The organism is Nocardia noduli (assembly GCF_019038455.1).
Lineage (GTDB): Bacteria > Actinomycetota > Actinomycetes > Mycobacteriales > Mycobacteriaceae > Nocardia > Nocardia noduli.
In genome coordinates, this window is sequence record NZ_JAFMPL010000034.1 from 1 (window position 1) to 16,571 (window position 16,571).

The window sequence follows — 16,571 nt, forward strand, 5'->3', positions numbered from 1 at the left end:
CCACCCAACTGACCCGCATCCTCACCGAACTCTCCCAGTGACAGGACCACCCAGATCGAAGGTCTCGGATCTGTGAGCAGCGGCTCCTCCTACTGACGGTGCCGCATCAGGTAGAGCCGGATCGCGTCGCGAACGATCTCGCGTGAGGAACGCCCCTCGACGGCGGCATGCCGCGTCAGCGCAGCCTGTTCTTCGATCGTGAGCCGCATCGTCCAGGCCATGTCCAGACGATACCGAGCCGGACGGCGGACGCGACCGACGACAATCGCTTCGAATACGCGCGTCGAAACCCTGGGAAATGCCGAAGGCCCGCTTCCGGGTGGAAGCGGGCCTTCGGTGTTCGACTATCAGCCGTGGAGGGGACTTACTTGGCCCGCTCCAGGACCTCGACCAGACGCCAGCGCTTGGTGGCCGACAGCGGACGGGTCTCCATCAGCTGAACGCGGTCGCCGACACCGGCCACCTCGTTCTCGTCGTGCGCCTTCACCTTGGAGGTGGTGCGAATGATCTTGCCGTAGAGCGGGTGCCGGTGACGGTCTTCCAGCTCGACGACGATCGTCTTGTTCATCTTGTCCGAGACAACGTAGCCGCTGCGAACCTTGCGGCTGTTGCGCTGCCCTTCCACATTTTCGCTCATGCCGCATCTCCCTTGCCAGCGGGTCCGGTGGCCAGGCCGAGCTCGCGCTCGCGCATGACCGTGTAGATGCGCGCGATCTCGTGACGAACGACGCGCAGCCGACGGTTGTTGTCCAGCTGACCCGTCGCCATCTGGAAGCGCAGGTTGAACAGCTCTTCCTTCGACTCACGCAGGCGGGAAACGAGTTCGTCCTCGGTGAGCTCGCGGAGCTCTGCGGCCGGTGTTTCGGTAGCCATCAGAACTGCTCCTCCCTGGTCACGATCCTGCACTTCATGGGGAGCTTGTGCATCGCGCGGCGCAGGGCCTCACGAGCGGTCTCCTCATTGGGGTACGACATTTCGAACATCACGCGACCGGGCTTGACGTTCGCGATCCACCACTCCGGCGAACCCTTACCGGAACCCATGCGGGTCTCGGCGGGCTTCTTGGTGAGGGGGCGATCCGGGTAGATGTTGATCCAGATCTTGCCGCCACGCTTGATGTGGCGGGTCATCGCGATACGGGCCGACTCGATCTGCCGGTTGGTCACGTAAGCCGGCTCCAGCGCCTGGATTCCGAACTCGCCGAACGTCACCGAGGTGCCGCCCTTGGCCATGCCGGAACGACCGGGGTGATGCTGCTTACGGTGCTTGACCTTACGAGGCATCAGCATTGCTTCAGCCCTCCTGTGTCTCTGCCGGTGCCTCCGCCACAGCGGTGGCGGCGCGTCCGGCCTCGGTGCTGGTCGCCGTGGTGCCGGCGGACCCGGACCGACGCGGACGGCTCGGACGCTCGCGGCGCGGACGATCACGATCGCCTGCCGGAGCGCTCGCGGCGGTCAGCTCACGCTTGCCACCGACGATGTCGCCCTTGTAGATCCAGACCTTCACACCGATGCGACCGAAGGTGGTCTTGGCCTCGTAGAGGCCGTAGTCGATATCCGCGCGCAGCGTGTGCAGCGGAACGCGACCCTCACGGTAGAACTCCGAGCGCGACATTTCGGCGCCACCGAGGCGGCCCGAGCACTGCACGCGGATGCCCTTGACGTTCGGCGAACGCATGGCCGACTGAATGGCCTTACGCATCGCGCGACGGAACGCCACACGGTTGGAGAGCTGCTCGGCCACACCCTGGGCAACGAGCTGCGCATCCGATTCGGGGTTCTTGACCTCGAGGATGTTCAGCTGCACCTGCTTCTTGGTGAGCTTCTCCAGCTCGGCGCGGATGCGGTCGGCTTCCGCGCCACGACGGCCGATCACGATGCCCGGACGCGCGGTGTGGATATCCACACGGACGCGATCACGGGTGCGCTCGATCTCGACCTTCGAGATACCCGCCCGCTCCATGCCGGTGGCGAGGAGCTTGCGAATGGCGACGTCTTCCTTCACGTAGTCCGCGTACTGCTTGTCCGCGTACCAACGCGACTTCCAGTCGGTGGTGATACCGAGGCGGAAGCCATGGGGGTTGATTTTCTGTCCCATTTACTTTGCCCCTCCCTTCCGGCGGTTACGAGTGGATCCACCGGCGGTGGGAACGCTCTCGACCTCGATGGTGATGTGGCTGGTGCGCTTGCGGATCCGGAACGCACGGCCCTGGGCCCGCGGCTGGAAACGCTTCATGGTGGCGCCCTCGTCGACGTAGGCCGTCGAGATCACCAGGGTGGCCGGGTTCAGGCCGAGGTTGTTCTCGGCGTTCGCCGCGGCACTGGCCACGACCTTGGCGACCGGCTCGCTCGCTGCCTGGGGCGCGAACTTCAGGATCGCCAGTGCGTCCTCGACTCGCTTGCCGCGGACCAGGTCCACGACACGGCGAGCCTTCATCGGGGTCACGCGAACGTGCTTGGCCGTCGCGCGCGCAGTCGGATTCTGAGTCTCAGTGGTCATCGCCGCTTGCTCTTCCGATCTTCCTTGACGTGGCTCTTGAACGTCCGGGTGGGCGCGAACTCACCCAGCTTGTGTCCGACCATGTTCTCGGAGACGAACACCGGCACGTGCTTGCGACCGTCATGGACGGCGAAGGTGTGACCGATGAAATCCGGGGTGATGGTCGAGCGGCGGGACCAGGTCTTGATGACCTGCTTGGTGCCCTTGTCGTTCTGAACGTCCACCTTCGCTTGGAGGTGGTCGTCGACGAACGGGCCCTTCTTGAGGCTGCGTGGCATTTCTTACCTCCTCCTTCAGCGCTTCTTGCCGGTCTTGCGACGGCGGACGATGAGCTTGTCGCTCGGACGGTTGGGCTTGCGGGTGCGGCCTTCCGGCTGACCCCACGGCGAGACCGGGTGGCGACCACCGGAGGTCTTGCCCTCACCACCACCGTGCGGGTGGTCGACCGGGTTCATGACGACACCACGGACCGTGGGACGGCGACCCTTCCAGCGCATACGGCCGGCTTTGCCCCAGTTGATGTTCGACTGCTCGGCGTTGCCGACCTCGCCGACGGTGGCGCGGCAGCGCACGTCGACGCGGCGGATTTCACCGGAGGGCATACGCAGCGTGGCGTAGGGGCCTTCCTTACCGAGCAGCTGGATGCTCATACCGGCCGAGCGGGCCAGCTTGGCGCCGCCGCCCGGACGAAGCTCCACCGCGTGGATGGTGGTACCCGTCGGGATGTTGCGCAGCGGCAGGTTGTTACCCGGCTTGATGTCGGCCGTGGGGCCGGACTCGATCGGGGTGCCCTGCTTGATGCCCTTCGGCGCGATGATGTAGCGCTTCTCGCCGTCGACAAAATGCAGGAGTGCGATATTCGCGGTGCGGTTCGGGTCGTACTCGATGTGAGCGACCTTGGCCGGGATGCCGTCCTTGTCCAGTCGACGGAAGTCGATCAGACGGTAGGCACGCTTGTGGCCGCCACCGCGGTGCCGGGTGGTGATACGACCGTGCGCGTTACGGCCACCGCTCTTGGTCAGCGGACGCAGCAGCGACTTCTCGGGGGTGGACCGGGTGATCTCGGCGAAGTCCGAGACGGACGCCCCGCGCCTACCCGGCGTAGTCGGCTTGTACTTACGAATTGCCATGAGTTCTTCTCTGCTTTCTGGATTCCCGTCCGCTTACGCGACCGGGCCTCCGAAGATCTCGATGGGCTTGCTGTCGGCCGAGATGGTCACGAGCGCACGCTTGGTGTCCTTGCGCTTGCCGTAACCGAAGCGGGTCCGCTTGCGCTTGCCCTGACGGTTGGCGGTGTTGACGCTGGTCACCTTCACACCGAAAACCTTCTCGACGGCGATCTTGATCTGCGTCTTGTTGGAGTCCGGGTGCACGATGAAGGTGTAGGTGCCTTCTTCGATGAGTCCGTAGGACTTCTCCGAGATGACCGGCGCCAGCAGGATGTCGCGGGGGTCGGCGATGGTGGTCACTTGCTCTCCTCCTGTGCGGCTTCGGCCGGGCCGTGCACGAAGGCGTTCAAGGCCTCAACGCTGAACACCACTTCGTCGCTGTTGAGCACGTCGTAGGTGTTGAGCTGGTCCGGTGCGATCGGCAGCACGTTTTCCAGGTTCGCCACGCTCTTCCACGCGGCGACGTCCTCGCGGCCGACGACGACCAGGAACTTCTTGCGGTCCGAGAGCTCGGCCAGGAAGGTCTTGGCGGTCTTGGTCGACGGGGTCTGACCCGCGACCAGTTCGGTGATCACGTGGATACGCTCGTTGCGGGCCCGATCCGACAGGGCGCCACGCAGAGCGGCGGCCTTCATCTTCTTGGGGGTCCGCTGGCTGTAGTCACGCGGCTGCGGGCCGTGGACGACGCCACCACCGGCGAACTGCGGCGCGCGGGTCGAGCCCTGACGGGCGCGGCCGGTGCCCTTCTGCCGGTACGGCTTCTTGCCGCCACCACGGACCTCGCCACGAGTCTTCGTGGAGTGGGTGCCCTGGCGAGCCGCGGCGAGCTGGGCCACGACGACCTGGTGCATCAGCGCGATATTGGCGGTCACGTCGAAGATCTCCGCGGGGAGGTCGACGGTTCCGTTGGATTTGCCGCCGATCTCTTTCACCGGCAGCGTCAGATTCACGGACTGCTCCGCGGAATCCTTCTTCTCGGTATTGACGGTCATGCGTGCGCACCACCCTTCACGGCGCTCTTGACGATCACGACGCTGTTCCTGCGACCCGGGATCGCTCCCTTGATCAGCAGCAGGCCGTTCTCGGCGTCCACCTTGTGAACCGACAGGTTCTGGGTGGTGACGCGGTCGTTACCCATCCGACCCGACATGCGCATGCCCTTGAACACGCGGCCGGGGGTGGCGCAACCACCGATGGAACCGGGGCGACGGTGCACGGCCTGCGCACCGTGCGAGGCGCCCTGACCGGCGAAGCCGTGACGCTTCATGGTGCCGGCGAAGCCCTTGCCCTTGCTGGTGCCGGTGACGTCGACGTACGCGCCCTCTTCGAAGACATCGGCCGAGAGTTCCTGGCCGATCTCGAAGTTGGCGGTGTCGGCGACGCGGATCTCGGCGACGTGGCGGCGCGGGGTGACACCGGCCTTGGCGAACTGGCCGGAAGTCGGCTTGTTCACCTTGCGCGGGTCGATGGCGCCGAAAGCGATCTGCACGGCGCTGTAGCCGTCGCGCTCCACGGTGCGAATCTGGGTCACGACGTTCGGGCCCGCCTTGATGACGGTGACCGGAACGACCCGATTCTTGTCGTCGAAGACCTGGGTCATGCCGAGCTTGGTGCCCAGGATGCCGGCTGCGGGCCGGTTCTTGTTGTCAGTCATATCTCGAGTCCCCGTCACTGAATGTTGACGTCGACGCTGGCCGGCAGGTCGATGCGCATCAGCGCGTCGACCGTCTTCGGCGTCGGGTCGAGGATGTCGATAAGCCGCTTGTGCGTACGCATCTCGAAGTGCTCGCGCGAGTCCTTGTACTTGTGCGGCGAACGGATGACGCAGTACACGTTCTTCTCGGTGGGCAACGGCACCGGGCCGACGACACGTGCCCCGGTACGGGTCACCGTCTCGACGATCTTGCGCGCGGACGCGTCGATCGCCTCGTGGTCGTAGGCCTTGAGCCTGATGCGGATCTTTTGTCCCGCCACGCTAAGTGTCCTTTTCTCCGCTTTCGTTCGTGATCCGGAAGCTGCGCTCCCGAACCACCCTCATTTGCACAGTCCGAACACACGAAAGACGCCTCAGAAGAGACCTACGACCGGACACCGCCCGATCTTCGCCGCTGTTCATCTGTCATGGTTCTCCGGTCCACGCGGTCGGGCGTGTCGCCTTTCCGCTCATTCCTCTGCCCGGACAGAAACTTCATCTCAGGCCTGGAACGTTCGTCCCGGACGTACCCGCGCTGATAAACCAGCGGGATACACGATTGGGTACTGCTCGCCTCGCCCGACCGCATTCGATTCCGACTTCGGGAACAGACGCGGCCCGGTGCAGGGCAACCCGAACAGTATGCCCGATGCCCCTGGACACTTCAAATCCGCCCCCACCACCGGCGCGTGCTTCCGAAGAAGCGCAGCTCGAAGGCCGATTCGTCAAGTATGCCGATACTTCGACCGGGCAGAACTTACTTTTGAGTAAGATGCGGGCATGACGAAAGAGACCGCGACCTACCGCGGCTGGAAGAAGCTGCCGGACAACCGCCTGGGGCACGCGCTGTTCTCGCTGGGCATGGTGGCGAGGGTGCCGTATTTCGGCACGGTGCTGCCGAACGTGGTGCGGCTGGAACCGGGATTGTGCGAGGTCACCTCACCGAAATGGTTCGGCATCCACAATCATCTCGGCACCTATCACGCGATCGCCGCGTGCAATCTCGCCGAGGTCGCGATGGGCATGCTCAGCGAGGCGACGGTGCCGTCCTCGCACCGTTGGATCCCCAAGGCCATGAACGTGCGGTACCTGGCCAAGGCCGAAACCGGGCTGCGCGCGGTGGCGCGGTTGGCCGAGGTCCCCGACTTCTCGCTGATCACCGAGGGGACCGAACTGACGGTGCCGGTCGCGATCTACGACAAGCACGGGGTCGAAGTCGTGCACGCGGAGATCACGACGTGGGTCACGCCGAAGTAGGTGCCAGGAGGCCGTCGGGCAGGCGAATCCGACACGCAGTGTGGTTCGCCACGGGTAGTTGCACCGGCCGATCCCGACGGCATTGAATACTTCTATGAGCGACAGCGCAGTCAGCGATTTCGATATCGCCGTGGTCGGACTCGGTCCGACCGGGCGCGCGCTGGCCCATCGCGCGATGCTGGCCGGATTCCGCGTGGCGGCCGTCGATCCGCGCCCGGATCGGCTCTGGCCGCCCACTTTCTCCTGCTGGGTCGACGAATTGCCCCGCTGGCTGCCCGCCGAGGCGATCGCGGTCCGCATCCCCGCCCCGACGGTCTGGACCACGACCGAGCACCGGATCGAGCGGCCCTACTGCGTGCTGTCCAAACCCGGTCTGCACGCCGCCCTGCCACTGGACGACGCGACCGTGTTCGCCGCCCGCGCCACCGAGGTCGGCGCGCACGAGGTCGAACTCGCGGACGGCATGAAACTCAGGGCGGCAACGGTTTTCGACACCCGCGGACTCCCGCCCCTCGGACAGCGGCGAGCGGCGAGCGCGCACGGCATCTTCGTCGACGCCGACACCGCCGCCCCCATGGTCGCCGATGACGAAGGCCTGCTGCTGGATTGGCGACCGGAGAACGGTGCGGGCCCCGAGGAGCCGCCGTCGTTCCTCTACGCGGTTCCGCTCGGCGACGGGACCGTCATCTTCGAGGAGACCAGCCTCGGACTTCGCGGCGGTATGCCGCAGCGCGAACTGCGCAGACGCACGCTCGAACGTCTTGCCGCGCACGGTATCCGGCTCAACGGCGACGAGCCGAGCGAAGCCGCGCACTATCCGCTCGATCAGCCGCCACCGCGCCGTGGGGCCGGGCGGGCGATCCCGTTCGGTTCCAGGGGCGGGATGATGCACCCCTGCACCGGCTACAGCGTCGCCGACTCACTGGCCCTGGTCGACACCGCCGTCGACGCGCTGCGGGAGGGCCGCGATCCGATCGGGGCCCTGTGGCCGTGGCAGGCCCGCCTGGTCTACTGGATGCGGACACGCGGCCTGTACGGCCTCGGTCGGCTCACCACCGACCAGTCGATCGCCATGTTCGAGGCGTTCTTCACCGAATCCGAACGCGGACAGCGGGCGCTGCTGTCGGCCCACGACGACTACGCCGCCCTCGGCGCGGTGCTGTTCAACACCGTCGCCCACACCTGGCCCTTCCGCTGGCGCTACGACCTGGTCGGCTGGACCAACCGCGACCGCTGGTCGGACTACGACTTCCCCGCCGTCACGGAGCGATTACCGCACCCCACCGACTGAAACCCCGGTCATCGGACCGGACCCGACCTACACGAAGTCGGTCGTATCCAGGGTGAACGAGAAGGGCGATGGCAGCTCCAGCGGCTTACCGAAAGGAACGCGGATCTCCTGCCGATAGTCGATGAGGTCAGGTCCGCCCCCTGGCTCGCTGAGAAGCGTGGTCGCCTGCTTGCCTCGGTCGAGAAGCAGGTACAACGGCACCCCCGCACGTGCATAGCAGAACCGCTTGGTCGTCCGATCCCGATCGGGCTTCGAACTGGTGACCTCCAACACCATCATCACGTTGTCGACCGACATCCATGGGGGCGCGTCTTTCAAACTACCGGCCGGAACGAATACACCATCGGGGATCACATGGTTCTTCGGGCACAGTCCACCCCGCTCCATCACCAGTCCCTTGTTGGCGGAGAACGTCACTTTCACAGCGGACTGTCCGAAGACCTGAGAGATCAACGTGGAAATATTCTCCTCGTGGCTTCCCGTCGGTGGTGGTGTCACGATGATCTCCCCCTCGATCAACTCGGCCCGGAACCCTTCGGGAGTTTCCAGTGCATGAAACCCCTCCAGCAATACGTCTGCCGGATCCCTCTGCGAGTCATGCGCGGTAGCGGCGGTCACTGCGAACACCTCCCTCTGCTTCGTGCCATCAGCATACGGATCACAGCTGGTCATCGCCGCCGGAACACTGGCATCGGGTCCGGGGCTTCCCGCGCGCCGGACCCGCGGAGTTCGTGAACTCAGGCTCCGGTTTCGGCCGCGCGCTGGTAGCCGCGGATCGCGGGCCAGCCGAAGACGAGGAGGATGCCGACGGTCCACGCGACGGTCTTCATGAGGGGTTCGGCGACGGGGCCGCCGTAGGACAGGCCGCGCATGGCGTCGATGGCGCAGCTCATCGGCTGGTTCTCGACCACGTCCTGCAACCAGACCGGGTAGGCGTTGACCGGGACGAAACCGGTGTTGAAGAACATCAGCAGGGTGTTGAAGATGCTGACCAGGCTGACCAGCATCACGCCCTCGGTGATGGTCGCCAGTGCGGTGACCAGGACCGCGAAACCGACGCCGAACAGGACCGGGATGCCGATCATGGCCAGGGCGGCGATCGGTCCCTGGTCGAATCGGAAGCCGATCGCGAAACCGACGGCGATCACGATCAGCGTGGTCACGAGCACGCGGACGGCTTCGGCGAGCAGTCGACCGGTCAGGCCCGCCGCCCGGTGCACGGGCATGGTCCAGAAACGGCCGAGCAGTCCGGTGGCCTTCTCGACCTTGAATCCCAGCGCGCTGACCACCGCGCCCGCCATCGCCGCGACCAGCGTGATCATCGGCACCTGACCGTAGACGGCCGGTTTGCCGGTGGCGTCGCTGATCGAATTACCGAGCACCACGTGGAACATCAGCAGGGTGACGGCCGGGTAGAGGATCGTCTGAATGGTGGTCGCGGGGTCGCGGGCCCAGCCGTAGAGCAGTCGTTTGCTCTGGATGAGGCTGTGCGAGGCCCAAGTGGTGAGCGCGCCCTCGGATTTCGCGTGCGTGACCGTCGGCAGCGGGGTCCACCGCGGCGTGCCGGGCGAATCGGGGTCGGATGTCACATCGGACGCTTCCGGTCGCATGGTCGTCTCCACCGAACTCATGATCGCCTCACACTCGCCCAGACCGCGAACGGGATGAACACGATCGCCAGCCCGCCCAACCACACCAGCGGAACCCACAGCACCTGCCAGGTCACGCCGTCGGCGGCCATGTCGCGCATCGCGAAGGAGAACTGGGAGATCGGTTGATTGCGCGCGAACGGCCGTATCCACTCGGGGAAACTGCTCTCGGGGACGAACCCGCACGACAGCATGCCGAAGATGATCGTCGGCAGGGTGAGTGCCTGACTGAGCGATTCCGGGCTCTTGGTCACACTGCCGAGTCCGTCGGCGCCGATCGCCAGCACCGTGCCGACCGCGAGCGAGAACGCGCAGAACAGCACGGCCTGCCCGAGTCCCGCCTCGAATCGGAACCCGATCATGTGGCCGAACAGCAGCGCGCCGGTCAGCGAGACGACCGAGCGGATCAGACCGGCGCTGATACGTGCCGTCAGCGGCACCAGGGTGCCGATGGGCATGGTCTGCAAGCGGGTACTCAGCCCGGTGAGCGCTTCGAACGCCGAGAGCTGCGCGTTCGACATCATGGTGAAGGCCATGGTCTGGAGCACGATGACCGGCATGACGAACTGCGCGTAGTCGATGCCCTGGAATTTCATGACGTAGCGCAGCGGCAGGTAGAAGCCGAGGGTGAAGACCAGCGGGGTGACGAACGCGACGATCAGTTCGCCCTTGGTCGCCATCGTCCACACGACACGACCGGCCAGCGCCCGCCACTGCGCGAAGGAGGACGGGTCCGCCGTGGGAAGTTCGGCGAAGAGCACGGCCGGGTCGGTGCGGTGCTCGGCTCTCTCGCCGGTGGCCGCCGTCATGCGTGGCTGCCCGAATGTCCGGTGATCGACAGGAACACGTCGTCCAGCGACGGCCTGCGCAACCCGATATCGGCCAGGTCGACGCCGGCCGAATCCAGCCTGCGCAGCGCCTCGGCCAGGGTGGCCGCGCCCTCGGGGGCCGGAATGGAGAGGCGGTCGACGCCCTCGAGTTCGGCGAGCACCGCGGCGGGCACGAGATCGCCGAGCGCGTCGGCGACCTTGCGCATCTGGGTGGGATCGAGCGGGACCACCTCGCAGTAGCTGCCGCCGGTGCGCTCCTTGAGCTCGTCGGCGGTGCCCTCGGCGATCACCGTGCCCTTGTCGATGACGATGATCCGATCGCTGAGCACGTCGGCTTCCTCGAGGTACTGCGTGGTCAGCAGTACGGTGATGCCCTGACTCTTGAGGATCTGCACCAGATCCCACACGCCCTGGCGGCTGCGCGGATCCAGGCCGGTGGTCGGCTCGTCGAGGAACACCACCTCGGGGCGGACCACGAGACCGCAGGCGATGTCGACCCGGCGGCGCATACCGCCCGAGTAGTTGCGCACCGCACGGCGACCGGCGCTGACCAGGTCGAACTGTTCGAGCAGATCGTCGGCGCGGCGGCGGGCGACGGTCTTGCGCAGACCCATCAGCCTGCCGAAGAGTTCCAGGTTCTCCCGGCCGGACAGATTCTCGTCCAGCGCGGCGTACTGCCCGGTCATCATGATCGAGCGGCGCACGCTGGAGGGATCCTTGCGCACGTCGTGGCCCGCGACGACCGCGTTTCCGGAATCCGGGCGCAGCAGCGTCGACAGGATCTTCACCGTCGTGGTCTTACCCGCGCCGTTGGGTCCGAGGATGCCGAGCACATTGGCCTTCGCCGCGGTGAAACTGATGCCCTGCAGCGCGTGGACGTCGCCGAAGGATTTTCGGACGTCCTCCACGATGACCGCTGGTTCACTCGCGGGCGAATCTGCTTGGTTCGAACTCGGCATCAACTCTCCACTATCGGCCGGGGGCGGCGACCGGGTCACCGGTGCACACGGCTGTGCGCCCTCCGGAGGGTGATCGGACCGCTCGGCGTGATGTTACCGGGCGGAGGTGGCCCGACCGTTCCTGCGCCGGTATCCCGTCTACGCGGAACCTAACTGTGTCTTTACTCACATTTTGCGAGGGCGCGCGGGCCGCCGCCGAATCGCCGCTGGTAGCGCCGGTCATGGGCAGCGCAAGGGCAGCGACTACGCCTTGTCGGCGCGCGTCGACGCGCCATAGTCTTCACGCAGGGGAACCAATGTGCTCACTCGTCGGCGGGGTCGCTGTACACCGAGTGGGTACCAGGGCGGGGATGACTGCGAAGAGGTGACCATGGCCGAGTCCGCGCAGCCACAAGTGGTGGTGTATCCCGGTGGATCGGGCCGAACGAATGTGCTGACGTCCTACGATCCACGCACCGGTGAGACGGTCGGGACGTACGCGATAATGGGCGCGAGCGAATTGAACCGCACGGTTCGCGCCGCACGAGCCGCCGAAAGATGGTGGGCAGATTTAGGTTTCGTGGCGCGCAAGCGCTGGCTACTCGATTGGAAGCGCAGTATCGCAAGGCGGGCAACCGAATTGGTGGAGCTGCTGTGTGAGGAGACCGGAAAACCGGAGGCGGACGCGGTAATCGAGGTGATGCTCGCGGTCGAGAATCTGGATTGGGCCGCACGCAACGCGGCCCGCGCGCTGCGCCGCCGCAGTCTCGGCTCGACCTGGCTCACGCGCAACCAGAAGGCCTCGGTCGGCTATCTGCCGCTCGGCGTCGTCGGGGTGCTCGGGCCGTGGAACAACCCGGTCTTCACCGCGATGGGCTCGATCGCCTACGCGATGGCAGCCGGAAATGCCGTGGTGTTCAAGCCACATGAGCTGACCACCGGCGTCGGAGTGTGGCTCGCCGAGAGCTGGACCGAACTGGCGCCGAGCCAGCCTGTGCTCCAGGTGGTCACCGGTGACAGGAGCACCGGCGCAGCGCTGTGTCGGGCCAAGGTGGACAAGATCGCCTACGCGGGTTCGGATTCCGGTGCGCGCGAGGTGATCTCGCTGTGCGCGCAGAGCATGACGCCGGTGGTGGTCGAACACAACGGCAAGGGCTCGATGGTGGTGCACGTCGACGCCAGACTCGACGATGCCGCGGAGGCGGCGGTTTTCGGGGCGATGGCCAACGCGGGCCAGAACCCCACCGGAATCCAGTGCGCCTACGTCGCCGATTCGGTGTTCGACAATTTCCTGGAACTGGTCGCCGGTCACGCGAAGAGGTTGCGTCCCGGCGCGGACCGCAAGGCGTCCTACGGTCCGATGATCATGGAATCCCAGGTCGGCGTGATCCGAAAACAGGTGCGCGACGCCCTCGCGCGCGGTGGCCGGGCGGTGGTCGGCGGCCTCGATTCGATACGCGAACCGTATATATCGCCGATCGTGCTCGCCGAGGTTCCCGAGGAGAGTCTCGCGGTCACCGGGGAGGCGATCGGGCCGGTGCTGATCGTGAATCGGGTCTCGACGATGGACGAGGCGGCTCAGCGCATCAACGCGTCGGGCAACGGGGTCGCGGTGTCGGTGTTCACCCGTGACGTGCGCAGTGTCGACGCGTTCGCCGAACAGTTGCGCGTCGGTGTGGTGACGATCAATTCCTCGACCGCCTACGCGGGTATTCCCGCGCTGCCGTTCGGCGGGGTGGGCGAATACGGGCAGGGACACAGCCACGGCGAACACGGACTGCGCGAATTCAGCCGGACGCTGGCGGTGGCGCGCAAGAAGTACCGTGCCGCGGTTGACCTGTCGACATTCGACCGGCATTCGCGTCATCTGCGCGCGGCAAAGACCATGTTCCGACTACGCCACGCGCGTTGACGGGTGGGCGGGAGTCCGGTTCAGTCGTCCCGGCCGGACTCGCCGCCCAGCAGTACCGCACCCATCAGGGTGATGACGCGGGCGAGTTGCTCGGGCCGGGAATCGAAGCGAACGGCCCGGCCGACGTCGATGACCTGACCGATCGCGGCGTGGACGCGGAACCGCGCCTCGATCGGGTCGCCGTCGAGCAGATTGGCCCACTCCAGCACGTTCTGGCGCTGAATGGCACGCAACTTGTGCTGTTCGGCCTGCGGCAGATTGCTGAACTCGGCGTAGTAGACCGGCATGATCTCGGGTGTCGCGAAGGTCAGCCTGGCGTAGCGTTCGGCGATGCCGCAGGCCGCGCCGGGCCGACTCGTCGCCTCGGCCAGTGCCTCGGTGATCGCCATCGCGACCCGATCGCCGGTGCGGTAGAACGCCGCGGCGAGCAGATCGGATTTGCTGGTGAAGTAGCGGTACACGCTGGAGGCGTTGATGCCGACGGCCGCGCCGATCTCCTCGATACTGGCCTCGTGGTAGCCCTGCCTGCCGAAGATCCTGATCGCCTCGGTGAGCAGCTGTTCGCGTTTCGATGTCACCGGCAGGCCCTTGGTCGCGGGTCCGGGCGCGGGTGACGGCGGCGCGGGTGGAAGGTCGGCGCGCACCAGCGCCCAGCACATATCGTGCAGCAGCGGCAGCAGACGCGCGCCCGACAGCGCGGTCCGATGCGCGGCGATGCTGGCGACGGCGCTGAGGACGGCGGCGGCGAGCAGGGCGATGTCCTCCGGCGGCGCGCCGGGGCGCAATTGCGCGATGGGGGCGGCGACGGTGGCGTTGAGATCGTCGTAGATCTTGCGGATCCGGACCCGATCCTCGCGTTCCAGGTAGCGCCGTTCCCAGCGGTAGAGCCCGGCCTCGCGGCGAATGTCGATGGTGTGCTCGCTGATCGCCTCCAGCACCGCGTCGAGCCTGGCGGCGGGTTCGAGCCGGGGATCGTCGGCGGCCTGGGCCACCTCGAGCAGGTGGCGGGCGCCCTCTTCGGCGGCCGCGACCAGCAGTGCGTATTTGTTGGCGAAATGCCGGTAGAGCGCAGGTCCGGAAATGCCGACCTCGGCGGCGATCTCGTCGACGCCGACCGGGTAGTAGCCACGCTCGCTGAAGGCGCGAGCGGCCGCCCGGATGATCTGCACCTTGCGGTCCTTGGGGCGTCGGCGCACCGATTTGGGAGTGTCGACCCCGGCGGCACCGGTGCCGGAATCCGTGCTTTTACCGCCTGTGTCACGCCGCGCGGAAGCGAGACCGACCTCGCTGCGATCCGCGACCATGCACCACTCCGTTCTGGGACGCCACTGCTTGTTGACAGCGCCGGACAACTCAACCTAAGTTAACCACAATTCGCAAAGTTAACCACTATTCGTGTTGCGATGCCCGCCGAACGGCAGACCAGGAGCACCAGATGAGTACGATCGATTCCGCCCCGGCGACCTCCTTCTCCGCGGTCGAGGACGGCAAGATCCTGCGGGTCACCATCACCAATCCCAAGCGCAAGAACGCCGTCGACTACGACACGATGGTCGCGCTCGGCGACACCTTCCTCGCGGCCGCCGACGACCGCTCGGTCCGGGTGATCGTGCTGACCGGAGCCGGCGAGGATTTCTGCACCGGCGCCGATCTGTCCGCCGCCGCCGCGAACGCCCAGCGTGGCATCACCTCGGAGATGGTGATGGACACCGCCAATCGGCTCGTGAAATCGATCGTCGACTGCCCGGTCCCGGTCATCGCGCGGATCAAGGGCTCGGCGGCGGGCGTCGGCGTCGGGGTGGCGCTGGCCGCCGACCTCGTCTACGCGGACGTCGATTCCTATCTGCTGCTCGCCTTCATCAATATCGGCCTGATGCCCGACGGCGGCGCGGCGGCCATGGTCGCCGCGGCGGCCGGGCGTCCGCTCGCCGCCGAGATGGCCCTGCTCGGTGAACGACTGCCCGCACTCGCCGCGAAAGAGGCGGGCCTGTTCACCGGCGTCTTCGCGGGCGCGGAACTCGACGCGAAGGTCGAGGCCGCCGCGGCCAAACTGGCCGCGGGGCCGCGTCGCGCACTGGAACTGACCAAAGCCGCGCTGAACGCCGCCACGTTGCCCGCACTCGACGCCGCGCTCGCGGCGGAGAAGGCCGGACAGTCCGAATTGCTGGAATCGCCCGACTTCATCGAGGGCGCGACGGCGATGCTGACCAAGCGCGCGCCGGTCTTCTCCGACTGAGCGACACCGTCGGCGAATGTGGCACCCGCCACACTTCGCGGATCCGCGCCGACTATGTTGATCGGCTATGGCATACCTGGTTACCGGAGCAACTGGGTTCATCGGTCGGTTCCTCGTTCCGCAGTTGCGCAATCACGACGGTGATATCCACGTCCTGGTCCGCCCCGGCCTCGATTCGGCGGACCGGTTCACCTGCTGTGCGCGGGAATGGGCGGGGGGTGACCGGATCCGGCCGGTCCACGGCGATCTCGGCGCGCCGGGTCTCGGCATCGACCCGGCCTGGCTCGACGAGCACCGGGGCACCATCGATCATGTCTTCCACCTCGCGGCCGGTTACGACCTGACCCAGCGCGGCGGCGGGACAAGACATGTCGTCGACGTCGCCGCCGACCTGCGGGCTGGACTTCTGCACCACGTCTCGACCATCGAGGTGGCGGGCATGTTCCAGGGCCTGTTCACCGAGGACATGTTCGATCAGGGCCAGGTGCTCGCCACCCCGAACCAGCGCACCAAATTCGAGGCCGAACGGATCGTGCGCGAATCCGGACTCGACTGGCGTATCTACCGGCCCTCGATCGTGATCGGCCATTCCAGGACCGGCGAGATCGACCGGATCGACGGGCCCTACTACTTCTTCCGCCTGCTGCGCATGGCCGCGCAATTGCCGCGCATCCTGCCGGTGCTGGTTCCGAAACTCGGCGAGACCAATATGGTGCCCGTCGATTTCGTCGCTCGCGCGCTGGCGTACCTGGCGCACAAGGACGGGCCGAACTCGACCACCTACCACCTGGTCGATCCTCGCAGGCAGAGCGCCGCCGAGGCACTGAACCTGTTCGCCGACGAGGCCGGTTCGCCGCATCTGGTCGAGGTGATGCCCAAACGCACCCTCGAGATGGTGCTGCGCGTACCCGGTGCGCACTGGGTGCTCCCCCGCGTCGGCGTCCCGCAGGACGTGCTGGCGCACAGCGAGTTCACCTGCTGGTTCGACTGCCGACGCACCACCGCGGCATTGGCCGACACCGATATCAAGGTGCCGCCGCTGGCCGGTTACGCCCCGCTGATCTGGAAGTACTGGGCCGAGAACTGGGTCTAGGACT

At 66.5% G+C, this 16,571-nt stretch carries 22 protein-coding genes; 5 read left to right on the forward strand and 17 right to left on the reverse strand.

Annotated features, from left to right (window positions below; genetic code table 11):
* Nucleotides 1-89: 89 nt before the first annotated feature.
* The 12 genes from JZ792_RS19635 to rpsJ all read right to left on the reverse strand — a co-directional run bounded on the left by JZ792_RS19635 (nt 90) and on the right by rpsJ (nt 5,642).
* Nucleotides 90-221, reverse strand: a complete 132-nt coding sequence (locus JZ792_RS19635; protein WP_216912049.1) for a ribbon-helix-helix protein, CopG family — start codon at nt 219-221, stop codon at nt 90-92.
* Nucleotides 222-364: 143 nt separating this feature from the next.
* A complete protein-coding gene (rpsQ, locus tag JZ792_RS19640) occupies nt 365-637 on the reverse strand; it encodes a 30S ribosomal protein S17 (RefSeq protein ID WP_216912050.1) in 273 nt (90 codons plus the stop codon).
* Complete coding sequence (gene rpmC / locus JZ792_RS19645; RefSeq protein WP_109525367.1) at nt 634-873, reverse strand: 50S ribosomal protein L29; 240 nt, start codon at nt 871-873, stop codon at nt 634-636. The genes rpsQ and rpmC overlap by 4 nt, the downstream gene beginning before the upstream one ends.
* Entirely contained in the window at nt 873-1,289 is a 417-nt protein-coding gene (rplP, locus tag JZ792_RS19650) for a 50S ribosomal protein L16 (protein WP_216912052.1), read from the reverse strand. Before rplP ends, rpmC begins: the two co-directional genes overlap by 1 nt.
* Nucleotides 1,290-1,293: 4 nt before the next feature.
* The gene (gene rpsC / locus JZ792_RS19655; RefSeq protein ID WP_109525365.1) at nt 1,294-2,097 is read right to left on the reverse strand and encodes a 30S ribosomal protein S3; all 804 of its coding nucleotides are present in this window, start codon (nt 2,095-2,097) and stop codon (nt 1,294-1,296) included.
* Nucleotides 2,098-2,499 (reverse strand): 50S ribosomal protein L22, encoded by a 402-nt coding sequence (gene rplV, locus JZ792_RS19660; protein ID WP_109525364.1) that lies wholly within the window; start codon nt 2,497-2,499, stop codon nt 2,098-2,100.
* Complete coding sequence (rpsS, locus tag JZ792_RS19665; RefSeq protein WP_014349056.1) at nt 2,496-2,777, reverse strand: 30S ribosomal protein S19; 282 nt, start codon at nt 2,775-2,777, stop codon at nt 2,496-2,498. Before rpsS ends, rplV begins: the two co-directional genes overlap by 4 nt.
* Nucleotides 2,778-2,792: 15 nt before the next feature.
* Nucleotides 2,793-3,629, reverse strand: coding sequence for a 50S ribosomal protein L2 (gene rplB / locus JZ792_RS19670; RefSeq protein ID WP_109525363.1), 837 nt, complete (start codon nt 3,627-3,629; stop codon nt 2,793-2,795).
* A gap of 33 nt (nt 3,630-3,662) precedes the next feature.
* Entirely contained in the window at nt 3,663-3,968 is a 306-nt protein-coding gene (gene rplW / locus JZ792_RS19675; protein WP_040686547.1) for a 50S ribosomal protein L23, read from the reverse strand.
* Nucleotides 3,965-4,660 carry a 50S ribosomal protein L4 gene (gene rplD, locus JZ792_RS19680; RefSeq protein ID WP_216912054.1) on the reverse strand — a complete coding sequence of 232 codons (696 nt, stop codon included), beginning with the start codon at nt 4,658-4,660 and terminating at the stop codon, nt 3,965-3,967. Before rplD ends, rplW begins: the two co-directional genes overlap by 4 nt.
* Nucleotides 4,657-5,322: a 50S ribosomal protein L3 gene (gene rplC / locus JZ792_RS19685; protein WP_109525361.1), complete on the reverse strand. Its 666-nt coding sequence runs from the start codon at nt 5,320-5,322 to the stop codon at nt 4,657-4,659. The genes rplD and rplC overlap by 4 nt, the downstream gene beginning before the upstream one ends.
* A gap of 14 nt (nt 5,323-5,336) precedes the next feature.
* Nucleotides 5,337-5,642: a 30S ribosomal protein S10 gene (rpsJ, locus tag JZ792_RS19690; RefSeq protein WP_003938093.1), complete on the reverse strand. Its 306-nt coding sequence runs from the start codon at nt 5,640-5,642 to the stop codon at nt 5,337-5,339.
* Nucleotides 5,643-6,141: 499 nt separating this feature from the next.
* On the opposite strand from rpsJ, the gene JZ792_RS19695 reads away from it, so the two are divergent.
* Nucleotides 6,142-6,618 carry a hotdog fold domain-containing protein gene (locus JZ792_RS19695; protein ID WP_216912056.1) on the forward strand — a complete coding sequence of 159 codons (477 nt, stop codon included), beginning with the start codon at nt 6,142-6,144 and terminating at the stop codon, nt 6,616-6,618.
* Nucleotides 6,619-6,712: 94 nt separating this feature from the next.
* Nucleotides 6,713-7,909 (forward strand): lycopene cyclase family protein, encoded by a 1,197-nt coding sequence (locus JZ792_RS19700; protein WP_216912058.1) that lies wholly within the window; start codon nt 6,713-6,715, stop codon nt 7,907-7,909.
* A 27-nt stretch (nt 7,910-7,936) separates the two neighbouring features.
* Here the strand turns inward: JZ792_RS19700 and JZ792_RS19705 are convergent, their stop codons facing one another.
* The 4 genes from JZ792_RS19705 to JZ792_RS19720 form a co-directional block, all read right to left on the reverse strand.
* The gene (locus JZ792_RS19705; protein WP_216912060.1) at nt 7,937-8,527 is read right to left on the reverse strand and encodes a Uma2 family endonuclease; all 591 of its coding nucleotides are present in this window, start codon (nt 8,525-8,527) and stop codon (nt 7,937-7,939) included.
* Between the two features lie 119 nt (nt 8,528-8,646).
* Nucleotides 8,647-9,540 carry an ABC transporter permease gene (locus JZ792_RS19710; protein ID WP_216912062.1) on the reverse strand — a complete coding sequence of 298 codons (894 nt, stop codon included), beginning with the start codon at nt 9,538-9,540 and terminating at the stop codon, nt 8,647-8,649.
* The gene (locus JZ792_RS19715; RefSeq protein ID WP_216912063.1) at nt 9,537-10,367 is read right to left on the reverse strand and encodes an ABC transporter permease; all 831 of its coding nucleotides are present in this window, start codon (nt 10,365-10,367) and stop codon (nt 9,537-9,539) included. Before JZ792_RS19715 ends, JZ792_RS19710 begins: the two co-directional genes overlap by 4 nt.
* On the reverse strand, nt 10,364-11,347 hold the full coding sequence (locus JZ792_RS19720; RefSeq protein ID WP_109525355.1) for an ATP-binding cassette domain-containing protein: 984 nt from the start codon (nt 11,345-11,347) through the stop codon (nt 10,364-10,366). The genes JZ792_RS19715 and JZ792_RS19720 overlap by 4 nt, the downstream gene beginning before the upstream one ends.
* 370 nt (nt 11,348-11,717) lie before the next feature.
* On the opposite strand from JZ792_RS19720, the gene JZ792_RS19725 reads away from it, so the two are divergent.
* Nucleotides 11,718-13,238, forward strand: a complete 1,521-nt coding sequence (locus tag JZ792_RS19725) for an aldehyde dehydrogenase family protein (protein WP_216912064.1) — start codon at nt 11,718-11,720, stop codon at nt 13,236-13,238.
* 20 nt (nt 13,239-13,258) lie between these two features.
* On the opposite strand, the gene JZ792_RS19730 is transcribed toward JZ792_RS19725, so the two are convergent.
* On the reverse strand, nt 13,259-14,542 hold the full coding sequence (locus tag JZ792_RS19730; protein WP_216912065.1) for a TetR/AcrR family transcriptional regulator: 1,284 nt from the start codon (nt 14,540-14,542) through the stop codon (nt 13,259-13,261).
* Between the two features lie 131 nt (nt 14,543-14,673).
* On the opposite strand from JZ792_RS19730, the gene JZ792_RS19735 reads away from it, so the two are divergent.
* On the forward strand, nt 14,674-15,474 hold the full coding sequence (locus JZ792_RS19735) for an enoyl-CoA hydratase-related protein (RefSeq protein ID WP_216912066.1): 801 nt from the start codon (nt 14,674-14,676) through the stop codon (nt 15,472-15,474).
* Between the two features lie 67 nt (nt 15,475-15,541).
* The gene (locus JZ792_RS19740) at nt 15,542-16,567 is read left to right on the forward strand and encodes an SDR family oxidoreductase (RefSeq protein ID WP_216912067.1); all 1,026 of its coding nucleotides are present in this window, start codon (nt 15,542-15,544) and stop codon (nt 16,565-16,567) included.
* The last annotated feature ends 4 nt before the right edge of the window (nt 16,568-16,571 follow it).

Excerpts from the sequence above, each read along its gene's own strand:
- rpsS (WP_014349056.1), bottom strand. The coding sequence starts at position 2,777 with ATGCCACGCAGCCTCAAGAAGGGCCCGTTCGTCGACGACCACCTCCAA.
- JZ792_RS19715 (WP_216912063.1), bottom strand. The coding sequence starts at position 10,367 with ATGACGGCGGCCACCGGCGAGAGAGCCGAGCACCGCACCGACCCGGCC.
- rpmC (WP_109525367.1), bottom strand. The coding sequence starts at position 873 with ATGGCTACCGAAACACCGGCCGCAGAGCTCCGCGAGCTCACCGAGGAC.
- JZ792_RS19730 (WP_216912065.1), bottom strand. The coding sequence starts at position 14,542 with ATGGTCGCGGATCGCAGCGAGGTCGGTCTCGCTTCCGCGCGGCGTGAC.
- JZ792_RS19740 (WP_216912067.1), top strand. The coding sequence starts at position 15,542 with ATGGCATACCTGGTTACCGGAGCAACTGGGTTCATCGGTCGGTTCCTC.
- JZ792_RS19720 (WP_109525355.1), bottom strand. The coding sequence starts at position 11,347 with ATGCCGAGTTCGAACCAAGCAGATTCGCCCGCGAGTGAACCAGCGGTC.
- rplV (WP_109525364.1), bottom strand. The coding sequence starts at position 2,499 with ATGACCACTGAGACTCAGAATCCGACTGCGCGCGCGACGGCCAAGCAC.
- rpsC (WP_109525365.1), bottom strand. The coding sequence starts at position 2,097 with ATGGGACAGAAAATCAACCCCCATGGCTTCCGCCTCGGTATCACCACC.
- rplB (WP_109525363.1), bottom strand. The coding sequence starts at position 3,629 with ATGGCAATTCGTAAGTACAAGCCGACTACGCCGGGTAGGCGCGGGGCG.
- rplD (WP_216912054.1), bottom strand. The coding sequence starts at position 4,660 with ATGACCGTCAATACCGAGAAGAAGGATTCCGCGGAGCAGTCCGTGAAT.
- rplC (WP_109525361.1), bottom strand. The coding sequence starts at position 5,322 with ATGACTGACAACAAGAACCGGCCCGCAGCCGGCATCCTGGGCACCAAG.
- JZ792_RS19635 (WP_216912049.1), bottom strand. The coding sequence starts at position 221 with ATGGCCTGGACGATGCGGCTCACGATCGAAGAACAGGCTGCGCTGACG.
- rplP (WP_216912052.1), bottom strand. The coding sequence starts at position 1,289 with ATGCTGATGCCTCGTAAGGTCAAGCACCGTAAGCAGCATCACCCCGGT.
- rpsQ (WP_216912050.1), bottom strand. The coding sequence starts at position 637 with ATGAGCGAAAATGTGGAAGGGCAGCGCAACAGCCGCAAGGTTCGCAGC.
- JZ792_RS19735 (WP_216912066.1), top strand. The coding sequence starts at position 14,674 with ATGAGTACGATCGATTCCGCCCCGGCGACCTCCTTCTCCGCGGTCGAG.
- JZ792_RS19695 (WP_216912056.1), top strand. The coding sequence starts at position 6,142 with ATGACGAAAGAGACCGCGACCTACCGCGGCTGGAAGAAGCTGCCGGAC.
- JZ792_RS19725 (WP_216912064.1), top strand. The coding sequence starts at position 11,718 with ATGGCCGAGTCCGCGCAGCCACAAGTGGTGGTGTATCCCGGTGGATCG.
- JZ792_RS19710 (WP_216912062.1), bottom strand. The coding sequence starts at position 9,540 with ATGAGTTCGGTGGAGACGACCATGCGACCGGAAGCGTCCGATGTGACA.
- JZ792_RS19700 (WP_216912058.1), top strand. The coding sequence starts at position 6,713 with ATGAGCGACAGCGCAGTCAGCGATTTCGATATCGCCGTGGTCGGACTC.